At 71.8% G+C, this 15,948-nt stretch carries 15 protein-coding genes and 1 tRNA gene; 12 read left to right on the top strand and 4 right to left on the bottom strand.

Annotated features, from left to right (window positions below):
* The first annotated feature begins 84 nt into the window (after nucleotides 1-84).
* A tRNA-Val gene (locus M4960_RS03290) sits at nucleotides 85-157 on the top strand.
* Between the two features lie 25 nt (nucleotides 158-182).
* Nucleotides 183-380 (top strand): hypothetical protein, encoded by a 198-nt coding sequence (locus M4960_RS03285; protein WP_123938243.1) that lies wholly within the window; start codon nucleotides 183-185, stop codon nucleotides 378-380.
* A 149-nt stretch (nucleotides 381-529) separates the two neighbouring features.
* Here M4960_RS03285 and M4960_RS03280 read toward each other — a convergent pair whose 3' ends face one another.
* Complete coding sequence (locus M4960_RS03280) at nucleotides 530-1,411, bottom strand: NAD-dependent epimerase/dehydratase family protein (RefSeq protein WP_248703443.1); 882 nt, start codon at nucleotides 1,409-1,411, stop codon at nucleotides 530-532.
* 81 nt (nucleotides 1,412-1,492) lie between these two features.
* Between M4960_RS03280 and M4960_RS03275 the strand changes: the two genes are divergently transcribed.
* A complete protein-coding gene (locus M4960_RS03275; RefSeq protein ID WP_248703442.1) occupies nucleotides 1,493-2,071 on the top strand; it encodes a TetR/AcrR family transcriptional regulator in 579 nt (192 codons plus the stop codon).
* 110 nt (nucleotides 2,072-2,181) lie between these two features.
* Here the strand turns inward: M4960_RS03275 and M4960_RS03270 are convergent, their stop codons facing one another.
* On the bottom strand, nucleotides 2,182-3,348 hold the full coding sequence (locus M4960_RS03270; RefSeq protein ID WP_248703441.1) for a N(5)-(carboxyethyl)ornithine synthase: 1,167 nt from the start codon (nucleotides 3,346-3,348) through the stop codon (nucleotides 2,182-2,184).
* Nucleotides 3,349-3,436: 88 nt separating this feature from the next.
* Complete coding sequence (locus M4960_RS03265; RefSeq protein ID WP_159572999.1) at nucleotides 3,437-4,123, bottom strand: HAD family hydrolase; 687 nt, start codon at nucleotides 4,121-4,123, stop codon at nucleotides 3,437-3,439.
* A 130-nt stretch (nucleotides 4,124-4,253) separates the two neighbouring features.
* Between M4960_RS03265 and M4960_RS03260 the strand changes: the two genes are divergently transcribed.
* Together M4960_RS03260 and M4960_RS03255 are read left to right on the top strand one after the other, a co-directional pair.
* The gene (locus M4960_RS03260) at nucleotides 4,254-5,243 is read left to right on the top strand and encodes a hypothetical protein (protein WP_132100536.1); all 990 of its coding nucleotides are present in this window, start codon (nucleotides 4,254-4,256) and stop codon (nucleotides 5,241-5,243) included.
* Nucleotides 5,244-5,246: 3 nt separating this feature from the next.
* A complete protein-coding gene (locus M4960_RS03255; RefSeq protein WP_123938239.1) occupies nucleotides 5,247-5,579 on the top strand; it encodes an ASCH domain-containing protein in 333 nt (110 codons plus the stop codon).
* A 118-nt stretch (nucleotides 5,580-5,697) separates the two neighbouring features.
* Here the strand turns inward: M4960_RS03255 and M4960_RS19580 are convergent, their stop codons facing one another.
* Nucleotides 5,698-6,705 carry an AraC family transcriptional regulator gene (locus M4960_RS19580; RefSeq protein ID WP_123938238.1) on the bottom strand — a complete coding sequence of 336 codons (1,008 nt, stop codon included), beginning with the start codon at nucleotides 6,703-6,705 and terminating at the stop codon, nucleotides 5,698-5,700.
* Between the two features lie 235 nt (nucleotides 6,706-6,940).
* On the opposite strand from M4960_RS19580, the gene M4960_RS03245 reads away from it, so the two are divergent.
* Genes M4960_RS03245 through M4960_RS03215 form a run of 7 tightly spaced genes read left to right on the top strand, consistent with a single transcriptional unit; the run spans nucleotide 6,941 to nucleotide 15,787 of the window.
* Complete coding sequence (locus tag M4960_RS03245; protein ID WP_248703440.1) at nucleotides 6,941-7,981, top strand: LLM class flavin-dependent oxidoreductase; 1,041 nt, start codon at nucleotides 6,941-6,943, stop codon at nucleotides 7,979-7,981.
* Nucleotides 7,978-9,354 (top strand): LLM class flavin-dependent oxidoreductase, encoded by a 1,377-nt coding sequence (locus tag M4960_RS03240; protein WP_248703439.1) that lies wholly within the window; start codon nucleotides 7,978-7,980, stop codon nucleotides 9,352-9,354. The genes M4960_RS03245 and M4960_RS03240 overlap by 4 nt, the downstream gene beginning before the upstream one ends.
* A complete protein-coding gene (locus tag M4960_RS03235; RefSeq protein WP_173168418.1) occupies nucleotides 9,351-10,673 on the top strand; it encodes an NtaA/DmoA family FMN-dependent monooxygenase in 1,323 nt (440 codons plus the stop codon). Before M4960_RS03240 ends, M4960_RS03235 begins: the two co-directional genes overlap by 4 nt.
* Nucleotides 10,674-10,729: 56 nt before the next feature.
* Complete coding sequence (locus M4960_RS03230; protein ID WP_248703438.1) at nucleotides 10,730-12,292, top strand: ABC transporter substrate-binding protein; 1,563 nt, start codon at nucleotides 10,730-10,732, stop codon at nucleotides 12,290-12,292.
* Nucleotides 12,289-13,272, top strand: coding sequence for an ABC transporter permease (locus M4960_RS03225; protein WP_131878869.1), 984 nt, complete (start codon nucleotides 12,289-12,291; stop codon nucleotides 13,270-13,272). Before M4960_RS03230 ends, M4960_RS03225 begins: the two co-directional genes overlap by 4 nt.
* Complete coding sequence (locus M4960_RS03220) at nucleotides 13,269-14,165, top strand: ABC transporter permease (RefSeq protein ID WP_248703437.1); 897 nt, start codon at nucleotides 13,269-13,271, stop codon at nucleotides 14,163-14,165. The genes M4960_RS03225 and M4960_RS03220 overlap by 4 nt, the downstream gene beginning before the upstream one ends.
* A complete protein-coding gene (locus tag M4960_RS03215) occupies nucleotides 14,162-15,787 on the top strand; it encodes an ABC transporter ATP-binding protein (protein ID WP_248703436.1) in 1,626 nt (541 codons plus the stop codon). Before M4960_RS03220 ends, M4960_RS03215 begins: the two co-directional genes overlap by 4 nt.
* Nucleotides 15,788-15,948 lie beyond the last annotated feature (161 nt).

Genomic DNA, 15,948 nt, shown 5'->3' with positions numbered 1-15,948 from the left:
GAAATGAAGCCAAGCGCTGAACTGGCCAACGGACGGGATGTCCAGCGCAACGATACGGGGAATCGACCTCTAGGATCGTGTCGCGGGCTCTTAGCTCAGTTGGTAGAGCACTTCGTTTACACCGAAGTGGTCGGCGGTTCGAGCCCGCCAGAGCCCACCGCAGACGCGATCACGGGGGTCCGATGAACAGCCGACGACACGAGCCGGTCCGACAGCACTCCGTCGACTTCTTGCCGGGAACGAGTGGGAACCCGGTCGCCCCGTTCCAGCGCGACCACCAGCCCGGACAGGGTCCGATCCGTCACGACTGGGTGTACCTCGTCCCGATCGGCGCGGTCTTGGTCGGCGGGGTCATCGCGTTCTTCGTGTGGGGGAACTGACCGCACCGCCTGACGACCGCACCGGTCCGCGCGACCGACGCGGGGCAGGTCACGCGCGCCGACGGCGGACGGGAGGCACGGTGCGGGCCTGCGCCGCGCCTCCCGTCCGTCCCTCGGTCGCGCCCAGGGCGCGACGTCAGCGCTCGACGTCAGCGCTCGACGTGTTCCAGGTCTGCCAGCAGTGATTCGTGGACCGGCTCCCAACCGAGCGTGCGACGCGTGTGCTCACTCGACGCCGGCTGGTCCATCACGAAGATCGGGGCGAACGCCCCGAACGTCTCATCCGCGACGCGCTCGACCGGCAGTCCGAGCCGTCGGCCGATCACCTCGGCGAGGTCGCGCACCCGGTCGCCCTCGTCGGCCACGGCGTGCCAGACCGTGCCGGCCGGTGCGACCTCCAGCGCCAGTCGGAAGAGCACGGCAGCGTCCCGAGCGTGCACGGCGGGCCAGCGCTGTTCGCCGTCTCCGGGGTACCCGGCCACACCGCTGCCTCGGGCCGTCTCGGTGAGGATGCCCGCGAAGCCGCCCGTGCCGTCGGCGTGCACGGTCCGCGGCAGGCGGATCGCCGACACCCGGACGCCGCGCTCCGCGAGCTCGAGCGCGGCGAGCGTCGACCGAGCGCGGCCGGCGACCGGTCCCTCGAGGGGCAGAGGGTCGGCCTCGGTCGACGCCCTGCCCGGGACCCACGGGGTGCCGGACACGACGACGAACGGGCGGTCGGAGCCGACGAGTTCCTCGCCGAGTGCGGCCATCGCGTCCGCCTCCTCGGCGATGCCCCGGGTCAGGGCGTCCGGCGAGCTGCAGTCGCTCGAGAACGCGAGGCTGACGACGCCGTCGGCGGCGCGAGCACCGGCACGCAGGACGTCGAGGTCGCCGAGACCGCCCCGGATCGGTTCTGCGCCCGCCGCGGTGAGGGCTGCGGCCGAGCGTTCCGAGCGGGCGAGCGCAGTGACGCTGTGGCCTGCGGCGATGAGTTCGGCGACGACGGCCGTTCCGATGGTGCCGGTGCCGCCGGTGATGAAGACGCGCATGAGATCCTCCAGTGATGGGACAAGTGTCTCGTCACCGTACACCTGTGATGAGACAATTGTCCCGTCCCGTAGGATGCTTCCATGGCGCGATGGGAACCGGGAGCTCGGGAACGGCTGGTCCTGGCCGCCGTCGACCTGTTCTCCGAGCAGGGGTACGACGAGACGACCGTGACGCAGATCGCCGAGCGAGCGGGGGTCACGAAGAGCACCTTCTTCCGACACTTCCCGGACAAGCGCGAACTGCTCGTCGCCGGGCAGGAGACGCTGAGCCGCTTGTTGTCCGAGGGGATCACCGACGCAGCGCCCGAACGTTCACCGCTCGACGCCGTCGCCGCTGGGCTCGAACGTGCATCGGGCGAGATGGGTCCGATGAACCGCGAGCTGGGACCGCGACTCAAGGCCGCGGTCGCCGCGAGCGCCGAACTGCAGGAGCGCGACGCCCTGAAGAGCGTCGGGATGGCCGCCGCGATGACCGATGCGCTCATCGAGCGCGGGGTCGCGGAACCGACGGCCCGGCTCGCGAGCGAGATGGGCGTGCTCGCCTTCAAGCAGGGGTTCGACCGGTGGGCCGGTGCGGAACGCGCTGATGACGACGGACTCGCGGGTCATGCGCTCGCAGCGTTCGCCGAGCTGCGGGAGGCTGCTGCGGCGCTCCGGTGAGCACCGCCGACGCGGTACGACGAGGCCGTTGTCGCACGACGTCGACCTCGTCGTTCCGCATCGGGTCAGCGCCCGACCAGCGCCCGACCAGCGCCCGCCCAGCGCCCGGGTCAGCCGGCCACCGCGTGCGGGTACTCGTCCGAGCGGCCCTGGAACGCGAGGATCGCCGGGTTGCGCACGTGGCCGTCCTCGATCTCGACGGCGCGTCGGATCGTGTCCGAGTCGGCCCACGCAGCCGCACCGGCCATCACCGGCCGGAGGAACGGCATCAGCGCGTCGCTGATCTCCCACGTCGTCGAGTTCCAGAGGAGCGACGGGCTGTGGTCGACGGCGTAGTAGTTCGTGCTCTCGCCGACGGTGGTCATCGGTTCTGCGAAGGTCGTCGCCTGCGCCCACTCGAACCCCATCCCCACGTCGATCGAGACGTCGACGATGAGGCTGCCCGGACGGAACACGCCCAGGTCCTCGGTGCGCAGGTACGTGAGCGGGGCGTTCGGGTCCTGGAGCGTGCAGTTCACGACGATGTCGTTCTCGGCCAGGTACGGCGCCAGCGGCACCGGACCGTCCTCGGTCTTCACCGTGTTGCCGCTGGGGTCGTGGTCGTCCTGGCTGATCTGCAGCATGTCGACGGACGGGATCGGCGATCCCACGGCCGCGATGTCGCGGTTGGTCAGGACGCGGACGTCGTGGATCCCGTGGGCGTTCAGCGCGGTGACGGCACCGCGAGCGGTGGCTCCGAAGCCGATCACGACCGCGGTGAGCCGGCGGCCGTAGTCCCCGGTGGAACCACAGAGCTGCAGGGCGTGGATGACGGAGCAGTAGCCCGCGAGCTCGTTGTTCTTGTGGAACACGTGCAGGCTGAACCCGCCGTCCGACCGCCAGTGGTTCATCGACTCCCACGCGATGAGGGTGAGGCGCTTGTCGATCGCGACCTGGGTGAGGGCGGGGTCCTGCACGCAGTGCGGCCAGCCCCACAGGACCTGCCCGTCCCGCAGGTCCTCGAGGTCGGACACCTGGGGCTTGGGCAGGAGGACGACGTCCGACGCGGCGATGAGCTCGTCTCGGTCCGCCATGGCGCCGACGAGGGGTTCGAGCTGGTCGTCCGTGACTCCGAAGCGGCGACCGTACCCGCGTTCCAGGATGATGTTCGCGCGCAGGTCGGGGTCGATGCGCTCGAAGTGGGCGGGGTGGATCGGGAGGCGGCGTTCGTCGGGTTTCCGCGACTCGGCCAGCACCCCGAGGTGCAGCAGCGGCGATGCTGCCGGTGTTTGGGTCATGGTGCACTCTACGGCCGCTTGCCGCCGCCGAGCGGCCGAGCCGTCGAGCCGTCGAGCCGTCGAGCGGCCGAGCGGCCGAGCGGCCACGTCACCCGCGGCGGTCGGCGAGCGCCGTGAGCACCAGGGTCTCCATGTCGGGGCCGTCCGTGGCCTCGTGGTCGATCAACAGCCCGTGCATCCCGGCGGCCCAGGCCGCCTCCACGTCGTGCGCGACACTGTCCCCGACGAACAAGCAGCCGCTCGGCTCGACGCCGAGTTCGGCGGACAGGGTCTCGAACGCGCGACGGTCCGGCTTCTGCACCCCGATCCGCTCCGAGGTGCACACGACGTCGACCGCGTCGAGCAAGCCGGTGCGGCGCAGCTTGTCGACCTGCTGCGTCTCGGTGCCGTTCGTCAGCACGCCGATGCGGTACCCCTGCACACGGAGCGTCCGCAGCAGCGGCAGGCTCCCCGGGTACGCACGCCACGATGCCTCGTACTGGTGCCGGTACGCGTCGAAGAGCTCGTCCAGCCCACCGTCGTCGGCGGGGATCGGCACGCCGAGCGCGGGAAGGACGGCCCGCAGCCGTTCGCGCCGCTGCTCGGGGAAGCTGATCTGCCCTGTTCGCCACCGCTCGAACTGCTCGGTCTCGGCGGCGAACCAGCGGCCGATGGCGAACGCCGAGGCGTGCACGCCGAGTGACTCGAGGAACCGGGCGGCACCGGCGGTCGCTGCGCCACGGTGGTCGAACAGCGTCCCGTCGAGGTCGAACCCGACCGCTCGCAGATGCGCCATGTCCTCAGCGTAGGGACGGCGACCTCGACGACCTGACGTGATGCGGTTCTCCGCACGAAGTGGGCCGGCCCGTCGGCGCTCGGCCAGGATGCACTGGGAGGCGTCGTCCTGCCGGAAGAGGAGTCACCCCATGCGGGTCCTGAGCTACGTCCTGCTCATCGTGCTGATCACGGCGCTCACCCTCGGGGGCACCCTGCTGGCGGTGTTCGAACTCAGCGACGTCTCGGACGTCCTGATCATCGCGGTGAGCGTCAGCATCCCGATGTTCGTCGTCGGACCTGCGGTGGTCGGGTCGTTGGCGGGCTACTGGGACCACCGGTCGTCCACGGACAGCTCCCGGTACCTGCGGTGGTGGCTGCTGGGCGTGGTCGCCGTGGACGTGGCGGGTGCGGTGGTCATCGTGCTCGCGTCGGTCTCGGCCGGTGCGCCGGTCTGGGTGCCGGTCGTGCTGATCGGGGGAGCGGCGGCGCTGCTGGTGATCGCGCGTCCACTCGGTGCGCTGTTCCGGCGCACGGAGCCGTCGCCGTCGGCGTACCCGGTCGGCTACCGGTTCGGACCGGCCGAACTCCGCCACACGATCGTGGTGATCGCGGTGACCTTCGGCGTGTCCATCGTCGTCGTGACGATCGGCGTGGTGGTCCTGGCCGCCCTCACCGGGGACGACCCCGCTGGACTCACCCAGGCGGCCTTCCTCGCCGGCCAGCTGGTCTTCACTGCGACCGCGTTCGCGGCCCTGCTCCAGTCGCTGCCGTTGAACGGGCTCTTGCGGGCGTCCGCCGGCCACGACCTCGGTCGACTCCGTCGCTTCGCGAAGATCGTGGCCCGCGGCGCGGACCTGCCGCTCGACCCGGCTGAGCAGGTCGGCGCCGTCCGGTACGCCACGGTGGTCCCACTCGCGCTGCGGTTCCAGCTCGCGTACATCGGGCTGCTCTACACAGCGCTCGCGTTCCAGATGGTGTCGACGTGGATCCGCGGCGACCTCGGGATCCTGCCGCCGGTGTTCCTCGCGCTCATGGTGGCGGTGCTCGTCTGGATCGTCCCGCTGACGCTCCGCCGGATCCGCCGTGCGACGGCCTACGCCGCGCGGCACGCGGACCTGGTCGACATCGACCAGACTTGATCCGTGTCCCAGACGATCCACTTCCACCAGAAGCACCACGACGCCGTCCAGCGCGGCGAGAAGGTCACGACGGTGCGCTGGCACGAGGACGTCCGCACCGGCCCCGCGGTGTTCGTCTTCGACGAGCACCCCTCGGCGACGCCGTTGGCCGGCCAGGTCACCGAGGTGACCGACCACCGCCTGGCGGAGCTCACCCCTCGGGCGGCGCACCAGCCGGCCGACACCGACATGGTCGACTTCGCCCGGCAGCTGCGCGCCAACTACTACCCGGACATGCCGGACGACGCGGTGGTCCAGGTCGCGGTCATCGCGCTCGACGCGACGCCGTCTGCGTGACCTCCGCCAGGGCGGTGGACGGGACGACCTGACGGACGGGAGGCGCGGTCCGGGCCCGCCCCGCGCCTCCCGTCCGCCCGTCGGCCCTGCCCAGGGCGCGTGGTCCGTGCCCGACCGGTCACCGGTGCAGCGTGGCCTTCGGGTACTCGCCGTAGCGGCTCGTGTACTCCGCCGAGAACCGGCCGAGGTGGGCGAACCCCCAGCTGCGGGCGACCTCGCTCACCGAGGTGGTCGCGGTGTCGAGTCGCAGCAGGTCGCCCCGGACGCGCTGGAGCCGGACGGACCGGACGTAGGCCGACGGCGGCATCCCGAACAGCCGCTGGAACGACTCCTGCACGGCACGGACGCTCAAGCCGGACACCGCGGCGAGGTCCGACACGGCGATGGGTTCCGCCGCGTGCTCGTGCACGTGGTCGACCGCTCGCCGGATCCGGGCGTTCCGCGGTGCCCACAGGGCGCTCGACGGTTCGGCGGCCTTCGGTGGGTACAGGGCGAGGAAGGCGACGGCGACGGCCCGGGTGGCGTCCGACCACGCGGTCGAGGCCACGCCCTGCGCCGCGAGGACTCGACGAGCGGACTCGAGGACCTGCCGCCAGCGCACGACGGCGTCCGCTGCGGGGACAGCACGCTCGTCGAGGTGCAGGCCGCCCGAGGGCAGGCCGTGGCGCTCCTCGGCGACGGACCGCACGAACGCGCGGGTGAGGTGCACCATGACGGCGTCGTGGTTGCTGGCCTCGACGACGGCGCGTCGTTCGGTGGGCATCAGCGCCGGCACGCCGTTGTCGACCGGCCCGCCGCCGCGCAGGAGGTCGAGCGTGACGACGCCGCCGAGCACCAGGACGACGATGTACGCGTCGTCGGGGGCCACGGTGCCGCGGACGTAGCCGCGCATCTGCGACCGGCGGAGCGTCACGTTGCCGTCGCCGACGGCCAGGTACCGGAACGAGTACGCCCCGGTGGTCGGACGGGTCTGCCAGGAGGTGCCCGTGACGAGGCCCGGCAACTGCTCGAGGGCCTGTTCGGGCGAGGACGCCGAGGCCTCCAGGCGGACCGGTGCGGCAGCGGTGGCGGTGTTCGGTTCGGTGGTGGTCGCCGATGACGTCTCGTCGACGGATTGTTGCGGCACGGTGACACTCCCTGATCGTCTCGAGGAACACAGGAGTTCCGGCGACCGGGGTCCGGGGCAGCTGCCGCCAAGCTACGTCGGTCCTGCTCCGGGCACAAGGGCGGTGATGATGCTCCTGTTCCGCGCTGTGGGCGCTCTCCTACGTTCCGTGACGAATCACTGCGCCCCGTTACGTCGACGCTCGTGCGCGTCGCTCGCTCGTGTTTGCATCGCTCCACTGACGAGGGAGTGTTGCATGACGCACGTCGAACGCACCGCCCGCGCGGCCACGGTGCCGTTGCGGATCGCGGTGTTCTCGCACGGCACCGAGGCGCCGCCGGCGACCCGGGCCTACCGCGAGGAGCTCAAGCTCTTCACCGCGGCGGAACGCCTCGGGTACGACGGGGCCTGGGTGCGCCAGTTCCACTTCCGACACGACGACGCACCGGCGCGCGGCGGACTGCCGTCACCGTTCGTGTTCTTCGCGGCCCTCGCCGAGCGGACGTCCACCCTGCGGCTCGGGCTCGGAGCGGTCACGCTGCCGCACGAGGACCCGGTCCGGGTCGCCGAGGACGCCGCCGTCCTCGACGCGATCAGCGACGGCCGCGTGGAACTCGGCGTCGCCAACGGTGGCGGCCCGGAGACCCTCGACGTCTTCGCACCCGGTCTGGTCGGGGCCGACCACGACACCCGTCGTGCCGCGTTCGACGAGCAGCTCGCACGGCTGCTCGACGCGCTGCGTGGTGCGTCACTCGGCACGGGGACCGCACGCCTGAACCCGGACGGCAGCGGGCTGCTCGACCGGATCTGGGACGCCACGCTCAGCGCCGAGAGCGCCGCCATCGCCGCCCGTCGGGGGCACGGAGTGCTGATCGGCACCACGCAGACCGTGCCGGCCGAGGTCACCGCGGACGCCTACCACGCCGCACTGCCGGACGGCGCTGTTCCCCGCGTCGCGCTCTCGACGGCGATCTACCCGGCCCCGGACCGCGAGACCGCGCTGCGCGAGGCGCGTGCGGGCATCGAGGCGAAGTACGCGTGGGGCGAGTCGTTCCTGCCGCCGGCGACGACCCTGGCCGAGAAGGCCGCGTCGCTCAACCTGCACTACGGCACGGCCGACGACATCGCGGAGTCGATCGCGTCGAAGCCGTACTCCCGGTACGCGACGCAGCTCAACGTGCAGGTCGACGACGGCTACTCCGACGTCGGTGCACGGACGGACGCCCTCGCGCTGTTCGCCGAGCAGGTGGCCCCGCAGCTCGGCGCCGTCCTGGCCCACGAGGCGGTGACGGCATGACCCGCGACGGCGGCCTGGTGCTCGGCGGGATGGTGTTCTACCCCGGCGGCGAGCACGTCACGAGCTGGCGCCTGCCGGGCAGCGAACCGAACGCCTACCTGGACGTCGAGTACTACGTCCGGTTCGCGCAGACGCTCGAGCGCGGTGGGTTCGCGACGCTGTTCATCGCCGACGAGCTGTACGTCTGGGACCGCTTCGCGTCGGGCATCGACCACGCCGTGAACATCCGCACCGAGCCCTTCACCCTGCTCGGTGCCCTGTCGCAGCGGACCGAGCACCTCGGGCTCGCCGCGACGGTCTCGACCACCTACAACGAGCCGTACCACGTGGCCCGGAAGCTGGCGTCGATCGACCACCTGAGCGAGGGCCGGGCCGCCTGGAACCTCGTCACGAGCGCCTCGGACGAAGAGGCCTGGAACTTCGGTCGCGACGCGAACCTCGACCACGCCGTCCGCTACCGCCGGGGTGCCGAGTTCGTCGACGTCGTGCAGGGCCTCTGGGACAGCTGGGACGACGACGCGTTCCTGTACGACCAGGAGTCCGGGTACTTCGCGAAGCGCGACGGACTGCACGTGCTCGACCACGAGGGCGAGTTCTTCCGCGTGCGCGGGCCGCTCAACATCGCCCGGCCGCCGCAGGCCCACCCGGTGCTGTTCCAGGCCGGGGCGTCCGAGGCCGGCCGCGCGCTGGCCGGGGCGAAGGCCGAGGGCGTCTTCACCCTCTGGCAGGACGACCTCGCCGACGCGCAGGCCCTGTACGCCGACTACAAGCGCCGCGCCGTCGAGCACGGACGTGACGCGTCGTCGATGCTGATCCTGCCGGCGGTGTCGCCGGTGATCGGCGACACCGAGGCCGACGCGCTGCGGCAGCTCGACGAGATCGAGGAACTGACACCGGACCGCGTCTCGCTCGACCTGCTGTCCCACTACCTGCAGACCGACCTGTCCGACCGGCCGCTCGACGCACCGTTCGAGCACGTCTTCGACGAGACGGCGATCAACCAGTCGAAGTCCGTCTACGAGTCGATCCGCCGCATCGCCGCCGAGGCCACCACGCTGCGCGAGGTCTACCGGACGATCCTGCGCCGTCGGTTCCTGCCGGGCACGCCCGAGCAGATCGCCGACTGGCTGGCCGAGCGCTACCAGCAGGACGCCGCCGACGGCTACATGCTCGCGTTCTCGTCGATCCCGGTGAGCGTCGACCGGTTCGTCGACCAGGTCGTGCCGGAGCTCGAACGTCGTGGCGTGTACGACCGCACGTACCGCGGCGACACCCTGCGGGAGCACCTCGGGTTGGCGCGACCGGCGAGCCGGTACGACGGTTCGGCAGCCGCGCCCGCGCCAGCGGCCGTCGACCAGGAGGCGTCCGCATGAGCGACCGCATCCTGTTGGGCGCCTTCGCCTTCCACCCGGGCGGCGCGCACGTCACCGGGTGGCGGCACCCGTCCTCGCGTCCCGCCGAGCACCTGAGCATCCGGCACCACCGGCGCATCGCGCAGACCGCCGAGCGCGGCGTGTTCGACACGCTCTTCCTCGCCGACGGCCTGTACTTCTGGGACCGGTACCCGTCGGGCGTCGACCACTACGGTGCGCTGCGGCCCGAACCGTTCACGCTGCTCGCCGCGCTGTCCCAGGTGACGTCGCGGATCGGCCTCGCCGCGACCGTGTCGACGACGTACAACGAGCCGTACCACGTGGCCAGGACCCTCGCCTCGCTCGACCACCTCAGCGGTGGGCGAGCCGCGTGGAACCTCGTCACGAGCCGCTACGACGAAGAGGCCCGCAACTTCGGTGGTGACGCCCACATCGACCACTCCCGACGGTACGAGCGCGGTCGCGAGTTCGTCGACGTGGTGAACGGTCTGCTGGACAGCTGGGACGACGACGCGATCGTGGCCGACCCGGCGTCCGGGGTCTTCGCGCGCCGCGACGGCCTGCACCGTCTCGACCACGAGGGCGAGTTCTTCCGGGTGCGTGGGCCACTGAACATCGCCCGGCCGCCGCAGGGCCACCCGCTGCTGTTCCAGGCCGGCGGGTCCGAGTCCGGGCTGGAACTCGCCGCGGACACGGCCGACGCGGTGTTCACGCGTGGTGGCTCCACCGCGGACGTCCGACGCTTCGTCGACGACCTGCGCGCCCGCGCCGTCCGGCACGGCCGCTCCGCCGACGCGGTGAAGATCATGCCGTCGGTGATGCCGGTCGTGGGGGAGACCGCCGCCGACGCCCGAGCGGAGGCGGACGCGATCCTCGCCCTGACGCCGGACGCCCTCATCCTCGAGGACGTGTCGCACCAGATCGGGCAGGACCTGTCCGGCCGCGACGTCGACGTGCCGTTCGACTACGCCGAGGAGTTCGACACCTCGAACGAGACCCGCTCGCCGAAGCCCGCGGTCGACCGGCTGCTCGCCGACGGCCCCGCGACGCCCCGCGACGTCTACGCGTGGTCGTACCGCCGCAGCCTGCTGACGGGCACCGGACCGGAGATCGCCGACCGGTTCGAGGAACTCGCCGACGACGGTGGCGCCGACGGCTTCATCGTGCAGTTCCCGTACCTGCCCGGCGGGATCGACCGGTTCGTCGACCACGTCGTCCCGGAACTGCAGCGCCGCGGCCGGACCGCCACGGCGTACGACGACCTCACCCTGCGCGAGCGCTTCGGACACCCCCGGGTGCCGGACCGCGCGCACCGCTGACCGCACCACCCCTCCCAACACCGCACCCCTGCAACCCGAACCCCTAGGAGTCATCCGTGACCGTCGACCTCACGTCGCGGCGGCGTCGCCTCAAGCGCCTCGCCCTCGCGGCCACCGCGTCCGCCCTCGCCCTCACGCTCGCCGCGTGCTCGTCCGGCGGCGATGCCTCGCCCGGATCGTCCTCGGACACCGGCACCTACACGCTCGGACTCCAGGAGCCCGACAGCACGATCAACCCGCTCACCACCTCGGACTACAACGCGATGTTCATCGTGGGGTTGGCGTCCGAGGGCCTGCTCAGCCAGGACGCGAAGGGCAAGCTCGAGGGCCGTCTGGCCGACTCGTGGAAGGCGTCGTCCGACGGACGCACCTGGACGGTGCAGCTCCGCGACGACCTGCAGTTCTCGGACGGTGCCGCGCTCACGAGCAAGGACGTCGTCGCGACGTTCGACTCGATCATCGGCAAGGACAGCCAGTCGCCCGGCAAGTCGAGCTTCGACGGCATCCTGCAGTCGGTCGCCGCCGACGGTGCCTCGACCATCGACTTCACGCTCTCCAAGCCGTACGCCGACTTCCCCTACCTGCTCACGGGCTCGAACACGACCATCCAGCCGGCCGGCTTCGACGCCGGCGCGAACTGGGCCAAGCAGCCCGTCGGCGCCGGACAGTTCGTGCTGACGAAGTACTCGGCCGGCCAGGGCGCCACGTTCACGAAGAACCCGGACTACTGGGACGCGAAGGACGTGGAGCTGCAGCAGGTCGACGTGAAGTTCTACGCGGACGACCAGGCCCAGCTGCTCGCGTTCCAGAGCGGGGAGATCGACCAGATCGCCGCCAGCCCCACCGCGACGTCGACGCTGCAGGCCTCGGACTACACCGAGACCGAGCCGTACTTCAACAAGTTCGACGGCATCTTCCTCGACGTCACCAAGGCGCCCTTCGACGACCCGAAGGTCCGTGAGGCCTTCGCCCTCGCGCTCGACCGTGAGGAGATCGTCAAGACGGTCTACGGCGGCGCAGCCGAGGTCGGCAACGACACCACGTTCTTCCCGAGTTCGGCGATCCAACCGAAGGGACTCGAGCAGCGCGAGCAGGACAAGGCGAAGGTCGCGGACCTGCTCGGCGGCAGGACGGTCTCGTTCGAGATCACGACGCTCGACGCCGAGAAGGCCCTCGCCCAGGTGGTGCAGCAGCAGCTCGAGGCGGTCGGCGGGTTCGACGTCACCCTCAAGGTGCTGACGAGCGCGCAGTACTACGCCGACGGCGACGACACCCCGTGGCTGAACGCCCCGGTGACGATCACCAACTGGGCGCAGCGCCTGCCCGCGCAGTACGTCGACCTGATCTACCGCGACGGCGCCGTCTGGAACGCCTCGAAGTACTCGAGCCCGGAGCTCGAGCAGCTGACCGACCGGTACGAGTCGACGACCGACGAGTCGGAGCGGCAGGACCTGGCGAACCAGATCGCCGAGATCGAGTGGACCGACCTGCCCGTGATCGTCCCCGCGTTCGCGTCGAGCAGCATCCTGCTGCAGAAGCGCGTCACGGGCACCTTCCGGTCGGGGCAGGACTTCCCCGGCGGGTTCGACTTCCGGGGCATCGGGGTCACCGCGTCATGAGCACCGCGCGCCGCCGTCGTCTGCTGACCCTGGTCGGGCAACGGGTCGTCCAGATCCCGCTCGTCCTGGTCGTGGTCTCCGTCCTGACGTTCTGGCTCGTCCAGGTCGTGCCGGGGGACCCGGGCCGGAACGCCCTCGGGCAGTACGCGACGGCGGCGCAGGTGCGCGCGTGGAACGTCGACCACGGGCTCGACGGGTCCCTCGTCAGCCGGTACCTGCACTGGATCGGCGGGTTCGTCACGGGGGACTGGGGCACGAGCTTCGTCTACTCCGAGCCGGTCCGCGACCTGGTGCTCGGCCGCCTCGGCAACTCCCTGCTGCTCGGCGCGTACGCGTTCGTCATCATGGTGCCGGTCGCGATCACGCTCGGTGCCGTGCAGGCGTACCGGCAGGGTCGCCGCTCCGACCGGGCCGTCACGGTCGGGCTGCTGACGATCTCGGCGGTGCCGGAGTTCGTCGTCGGGATCGTGCTGCTGCTCGTCTTCGCGGTCTGGCTGCGGGTGGTGCCCGTGCAGGCGTCCGGTGCGCTCGACGCCGGGTTCGGCGAGCGGCTCCGGGTGCTCACGCTGCCCGCCGTGGTGCTCGCCCTGGCGTACCTCGCCGTCCTGACCCGGATGGTGCGTGCGGGGACGATCGAGACGATCCGGTCGCAGTTCCACCGCACCGCCGTGCTCAAGGGCCTGACCACCGGCCAGGTCGTCCGCCGGCACGTCGTCCGCAACGCGCTCATCCCGACGTTCTCGGTGCTCGGCATCTACCTCGGCACCCTGCTCGGCGGCAGCGTCATCGTCGAGACCCTGTTCTCCTACCCGGGCCTCGGCGCGCTGCTCGTGTCGGCCGCCGAGCGCAAGGACGCCCTGCTGCTCGAGAGCGGGGTGATGCTCGCCGGGGCGCTCTCGCTCGGCGCGCTCCTGCTCACCGACCTGCTGTTCGTGGTGGTCGATCCCCGGATCCGCTTCGAACGGGTGGCCACCGCATGACCGCCGTCGTCCCCGGCGCCGTCGAGACCGACGGGCTCGCCGGTCGTCCGTCGGCGTCGACCACCACGGGCACCGCACGGGTCACCCGCCGCGGGTGGCGCGGACTCCTCCGGCGTCCCACGTTCCTGGTCTCCGTGGCGATCCTGCTCTGGTGGGTCGTCCTGGCCGTGGGCTGGCACCTGCTCGGCCTGCAGCCCTTCGCCCGCACCGGCGAGCTCCTGCAGGCGCCGAGCGCTGCGCACTGGTTCGGCACCGACTCGCTCGGCCGCGACGTCTTCGCCCGCGTCGCCGCCGGGGCCCGGCCGGCGCTCGTCATCGGCCCGTTCGGCGCGGCGCTGGCGACCGTCGTCGGCGGCACCCTGGGCCTGCTCGCCGGCTACCACCGCGGCTGGGTCGACACCGCCCTGATGCGGTTCTTCGACGTGCTGCTCGCGTTGCCCAGCCTGATCTTCCTGGTCGTGCTCGTCGGTGCGTTCGGGGTGTCGACGCCCGCGCTCGTCCTCATCGTCGGCGTGCTCTTCGCGCCGGGCATCGCGCGGATCGTCCGGGCCGCGGTGCTCGTCGAGATGGGCAAGTCCTACGTCCAGGCCGCACGGCTGCAGGGCGAGAGCGCCGTCCGGGCGATGGTCACCGAGTTGCTGCCGAACGTGATCGGGGTCTTCGTGATCCAGGCGGTCCTGAGCCTCGGTGCCGCGATCTTCATCACCGCGTCGCTGTCGTTCCTCGGGCTCGGTTCGCAACCACCGGCCGCCGACTGGGGGCTCGACATCAACGCGAACCGCGCCTACCTGCAGGCCGCGTGGTGGACGGTCGTGTTCCCGGGTGTCGCCGTGGCGTCGATCGTCGTGTCCGCGAACCTGATCGCCGACAACCTCAAGGAGGTCTCCGAGTGACCGAGCAGACCGGCACGAGCGAGCAGCCCCGGACCACCGGCACGACCGACGCACTGGTCCGCGTCGAGGGGCTCACCGTGTCGTACCGCGGCACCCGGGTGGTCGACGACGTCGCGTTCGTGATCGAGCCCGGTGGCTCGTACGGGCTCGTGGGCGAGTCCGGCTCCGGCAAGAGCACCGTCGCCGGCACGCTGACGGCGTCGCTCGGCCCGGACGCCGCCGTCGGGTCGTCGGCGCTGGTCGTCGACGGCGTCGACGTCGCGTCCCTGCGCGGTGAGCGCCTCCGGCGGTTCCGGCGCGACGTCGTGGCGGTCGTCCACCAGGAACCCGGCCTCGCCCTCAACCCGACGATGACGGTCGGACGCCAGGTCGCCGAGGTCCTGCGCGCCACGGGCTCCGGCCGCGCGACTGCGGACACCGCGACGATCGAGGCGTTCACCCGGGTCGGGCTGCCGTCGCCGACGACGATCGGGGTCCGGTACCCGCACGAGCTGTCCGGCGGTCAGCAGCAGCGCGTCGCGATCGCGATGGCCCTGGTGGCCCGTCCGCGCCTGCTCGTGCTCGACGAACCCACCACCGGCCTGGACAGCACGGTCGAGGCGGGCATCATGGCGCTCATCGACGAGCTCCGGACCGAGATCGGCTTCGCGACCCTGCTCATCAGCCACAACCTGCCGCTGGTCGCGGCGCACTGCGGACGGGTCGGGGTGCTCCGCCACGGGGTGCTCGTCGAGGAGGGCACCGCGAACCAGGTGCTGCTCCACCCCACGGAGCCGTACACGAAGCAGCTCGTCGACGCCCTGCCCGACATCACGACGGGCAAGGCAGGAACGGCGGGCAAGGCGGGAACGACGGGCACCACCGCCGAGACCGCGCAGCACGACGTGCTCGCGACGATCAGGGGCCTCCGCAAGGAGTACGACGGCGCCGTCGCCCTCGACGGCATCGACCTCGAGCTGCGCCGCGGTGAGGTGCTGGGCGTCGTGGGGGAGTCCGGTTCCGGCAAGACGACCTTCGGCCGAGCCCTCGCCGGACTGGTCCGACACGACGGCACGATCACGCTGGACGCCGGCGACCGGACGCCGACCGGCACCCCACCCGTGCAGGTCGTGTTCCAGAACGCGGACGCCTCGCTCAACCCGCGACGGACGGTCCGACAGGTACTCGGACGGGCGATCCGGCTGCTGCACGGCGACGGTACCGCCGAGCAGCTCGCGGCGCGGGTCGGGCTGCCCGCCGACGTCCTCGACCGCCGGCCGGCCCAGCTGTCCGGCGGGCAGAAGCAGCGCGTGGCCATCGCCCGGGCGTTCGCCGGACCGGTGCCGCTGGTGGTGTGCGACGAACCCACGTCGGCCCTCGACGTCTCGGTGCAGGCGCGGATCCTCGACCTGGTGCTCGACCTGCAGCGCACCACCGGCACGACCTGCGTGTTCATCTCGCACGACCTCGCCGTCGTGCGCCGGGTCGCCGACCGCATCGCGGTCTTCGACGGCGGTCGTGTCGTCGACGTGGGCCCCGCGGAGCGGCTGTTCGACGCGGGCGCGCACCCGCGCACCCGCGAGCTCGTCGCGGCCGCGCTCGACCTGCGCCGGCGCGCCGGTCTGGTGGCTCCCGCGGCCTGAGTGGGGCCCTGGACCTGCGCACAGGAGGACGGGCGCGGGCCGATCAGCGTGACGCGCCAGCGGCACGCGGGCCGCGCCGACCGAGCCTGCGAGGGAGGGGTGGCGGGTCTGCCACGGGCCTCCCGTCCGCCTGTCGGTCGCGTTCCGTGCCGCGGACGCTG

The organism is Curtobacterium sp. MWU13-2055, assembly GCF_023242305.1.
Lineage (GTDB): Bacteria > Actinomycetota > Actinomycetes > Actinomycetales > Microbacteriaceae > Curtobacterium.
The sequence above is the reverse complement of the archived record's forward strand: the minus strand, read 5'-3'. Positions and strand labels throughout refer to the sequence as shown.

Coding starts and splice junctions, on each gene's coding strand:
- M4960_RS03240 (WP_248703439.1), top strand. CDS start 7,978: ATGACCCGCGACGGCGGCCTGGTGCTCGGCGGGATGGTGTTCTACCCC.
- M4960_RS03265 (WP_159572999.1), bottom strand. CDS start 4,123: ATGGCGCATCTGCGAGCGGTCGGGTTCGACCTCGACGGGACGCTGTTC.
- M4960_RS03225 (WP_131878869.1), top strand. CDS start 12,289: ATGAGCACCGCGCGCCGCCGTCGTCTGCTGACCCTGGTCGGGCAACGG.
- M4960_RS03270 (WP_248703441.1), bottom strand. CDS start 3,348: ATGACCCAAACACCGGCAGCATCGCCGCTGCTGCACCTCGGGGTGCTG.
- M4960_RS03235 (WP_173168418.1), top strand. CDS start 9,351: ATGAGCGACCGCATCCTGTTGGGCGCCTTCGCCTTCCACCCGGGCGGC.
- M4960_RS03220 (WP_248703437.1), top strand. CDS start 13,269: ATGACCGCCGTCGTCCCCGGCGCCGTCGAGACCGACGGGCTCGCCGGT.
- M4960_RS03245 (WP_248703440.1), top strand. CDS start 6,941: ATGACGCACGTCGAACGCACCGCCCGCGCGGCCACGGTGCCGTTGCGG.
- M4960_RS03260 (WP_132100536.1), top strand. CDS start 4,254: ATGCGGGTCCTGAGCTACGTCCTGCTCATCGTGCTGATCACGGCGCTC.
- M4960_RS03280 (WP_248703443.1), bottom strand. CDS start 1,411: ATGCGCGTCTTCATCACCGGCGGCACCGGCACCATCGGAACGGCCGTC.
- M4960_RS03275 (WP_248703442.1), top strand. CDS start 1,493: ATGGCGCGATGGGAACCGGGAGCTCGGGAACGGCTGGTCCTGGCCGCC.
- M4960_RS03285 (WP_123938243.1), top strand. CDS start 183: ATGAACAGCCGACGACACGAGCCGGTCCGACAGCACTCCGTCGACTTC.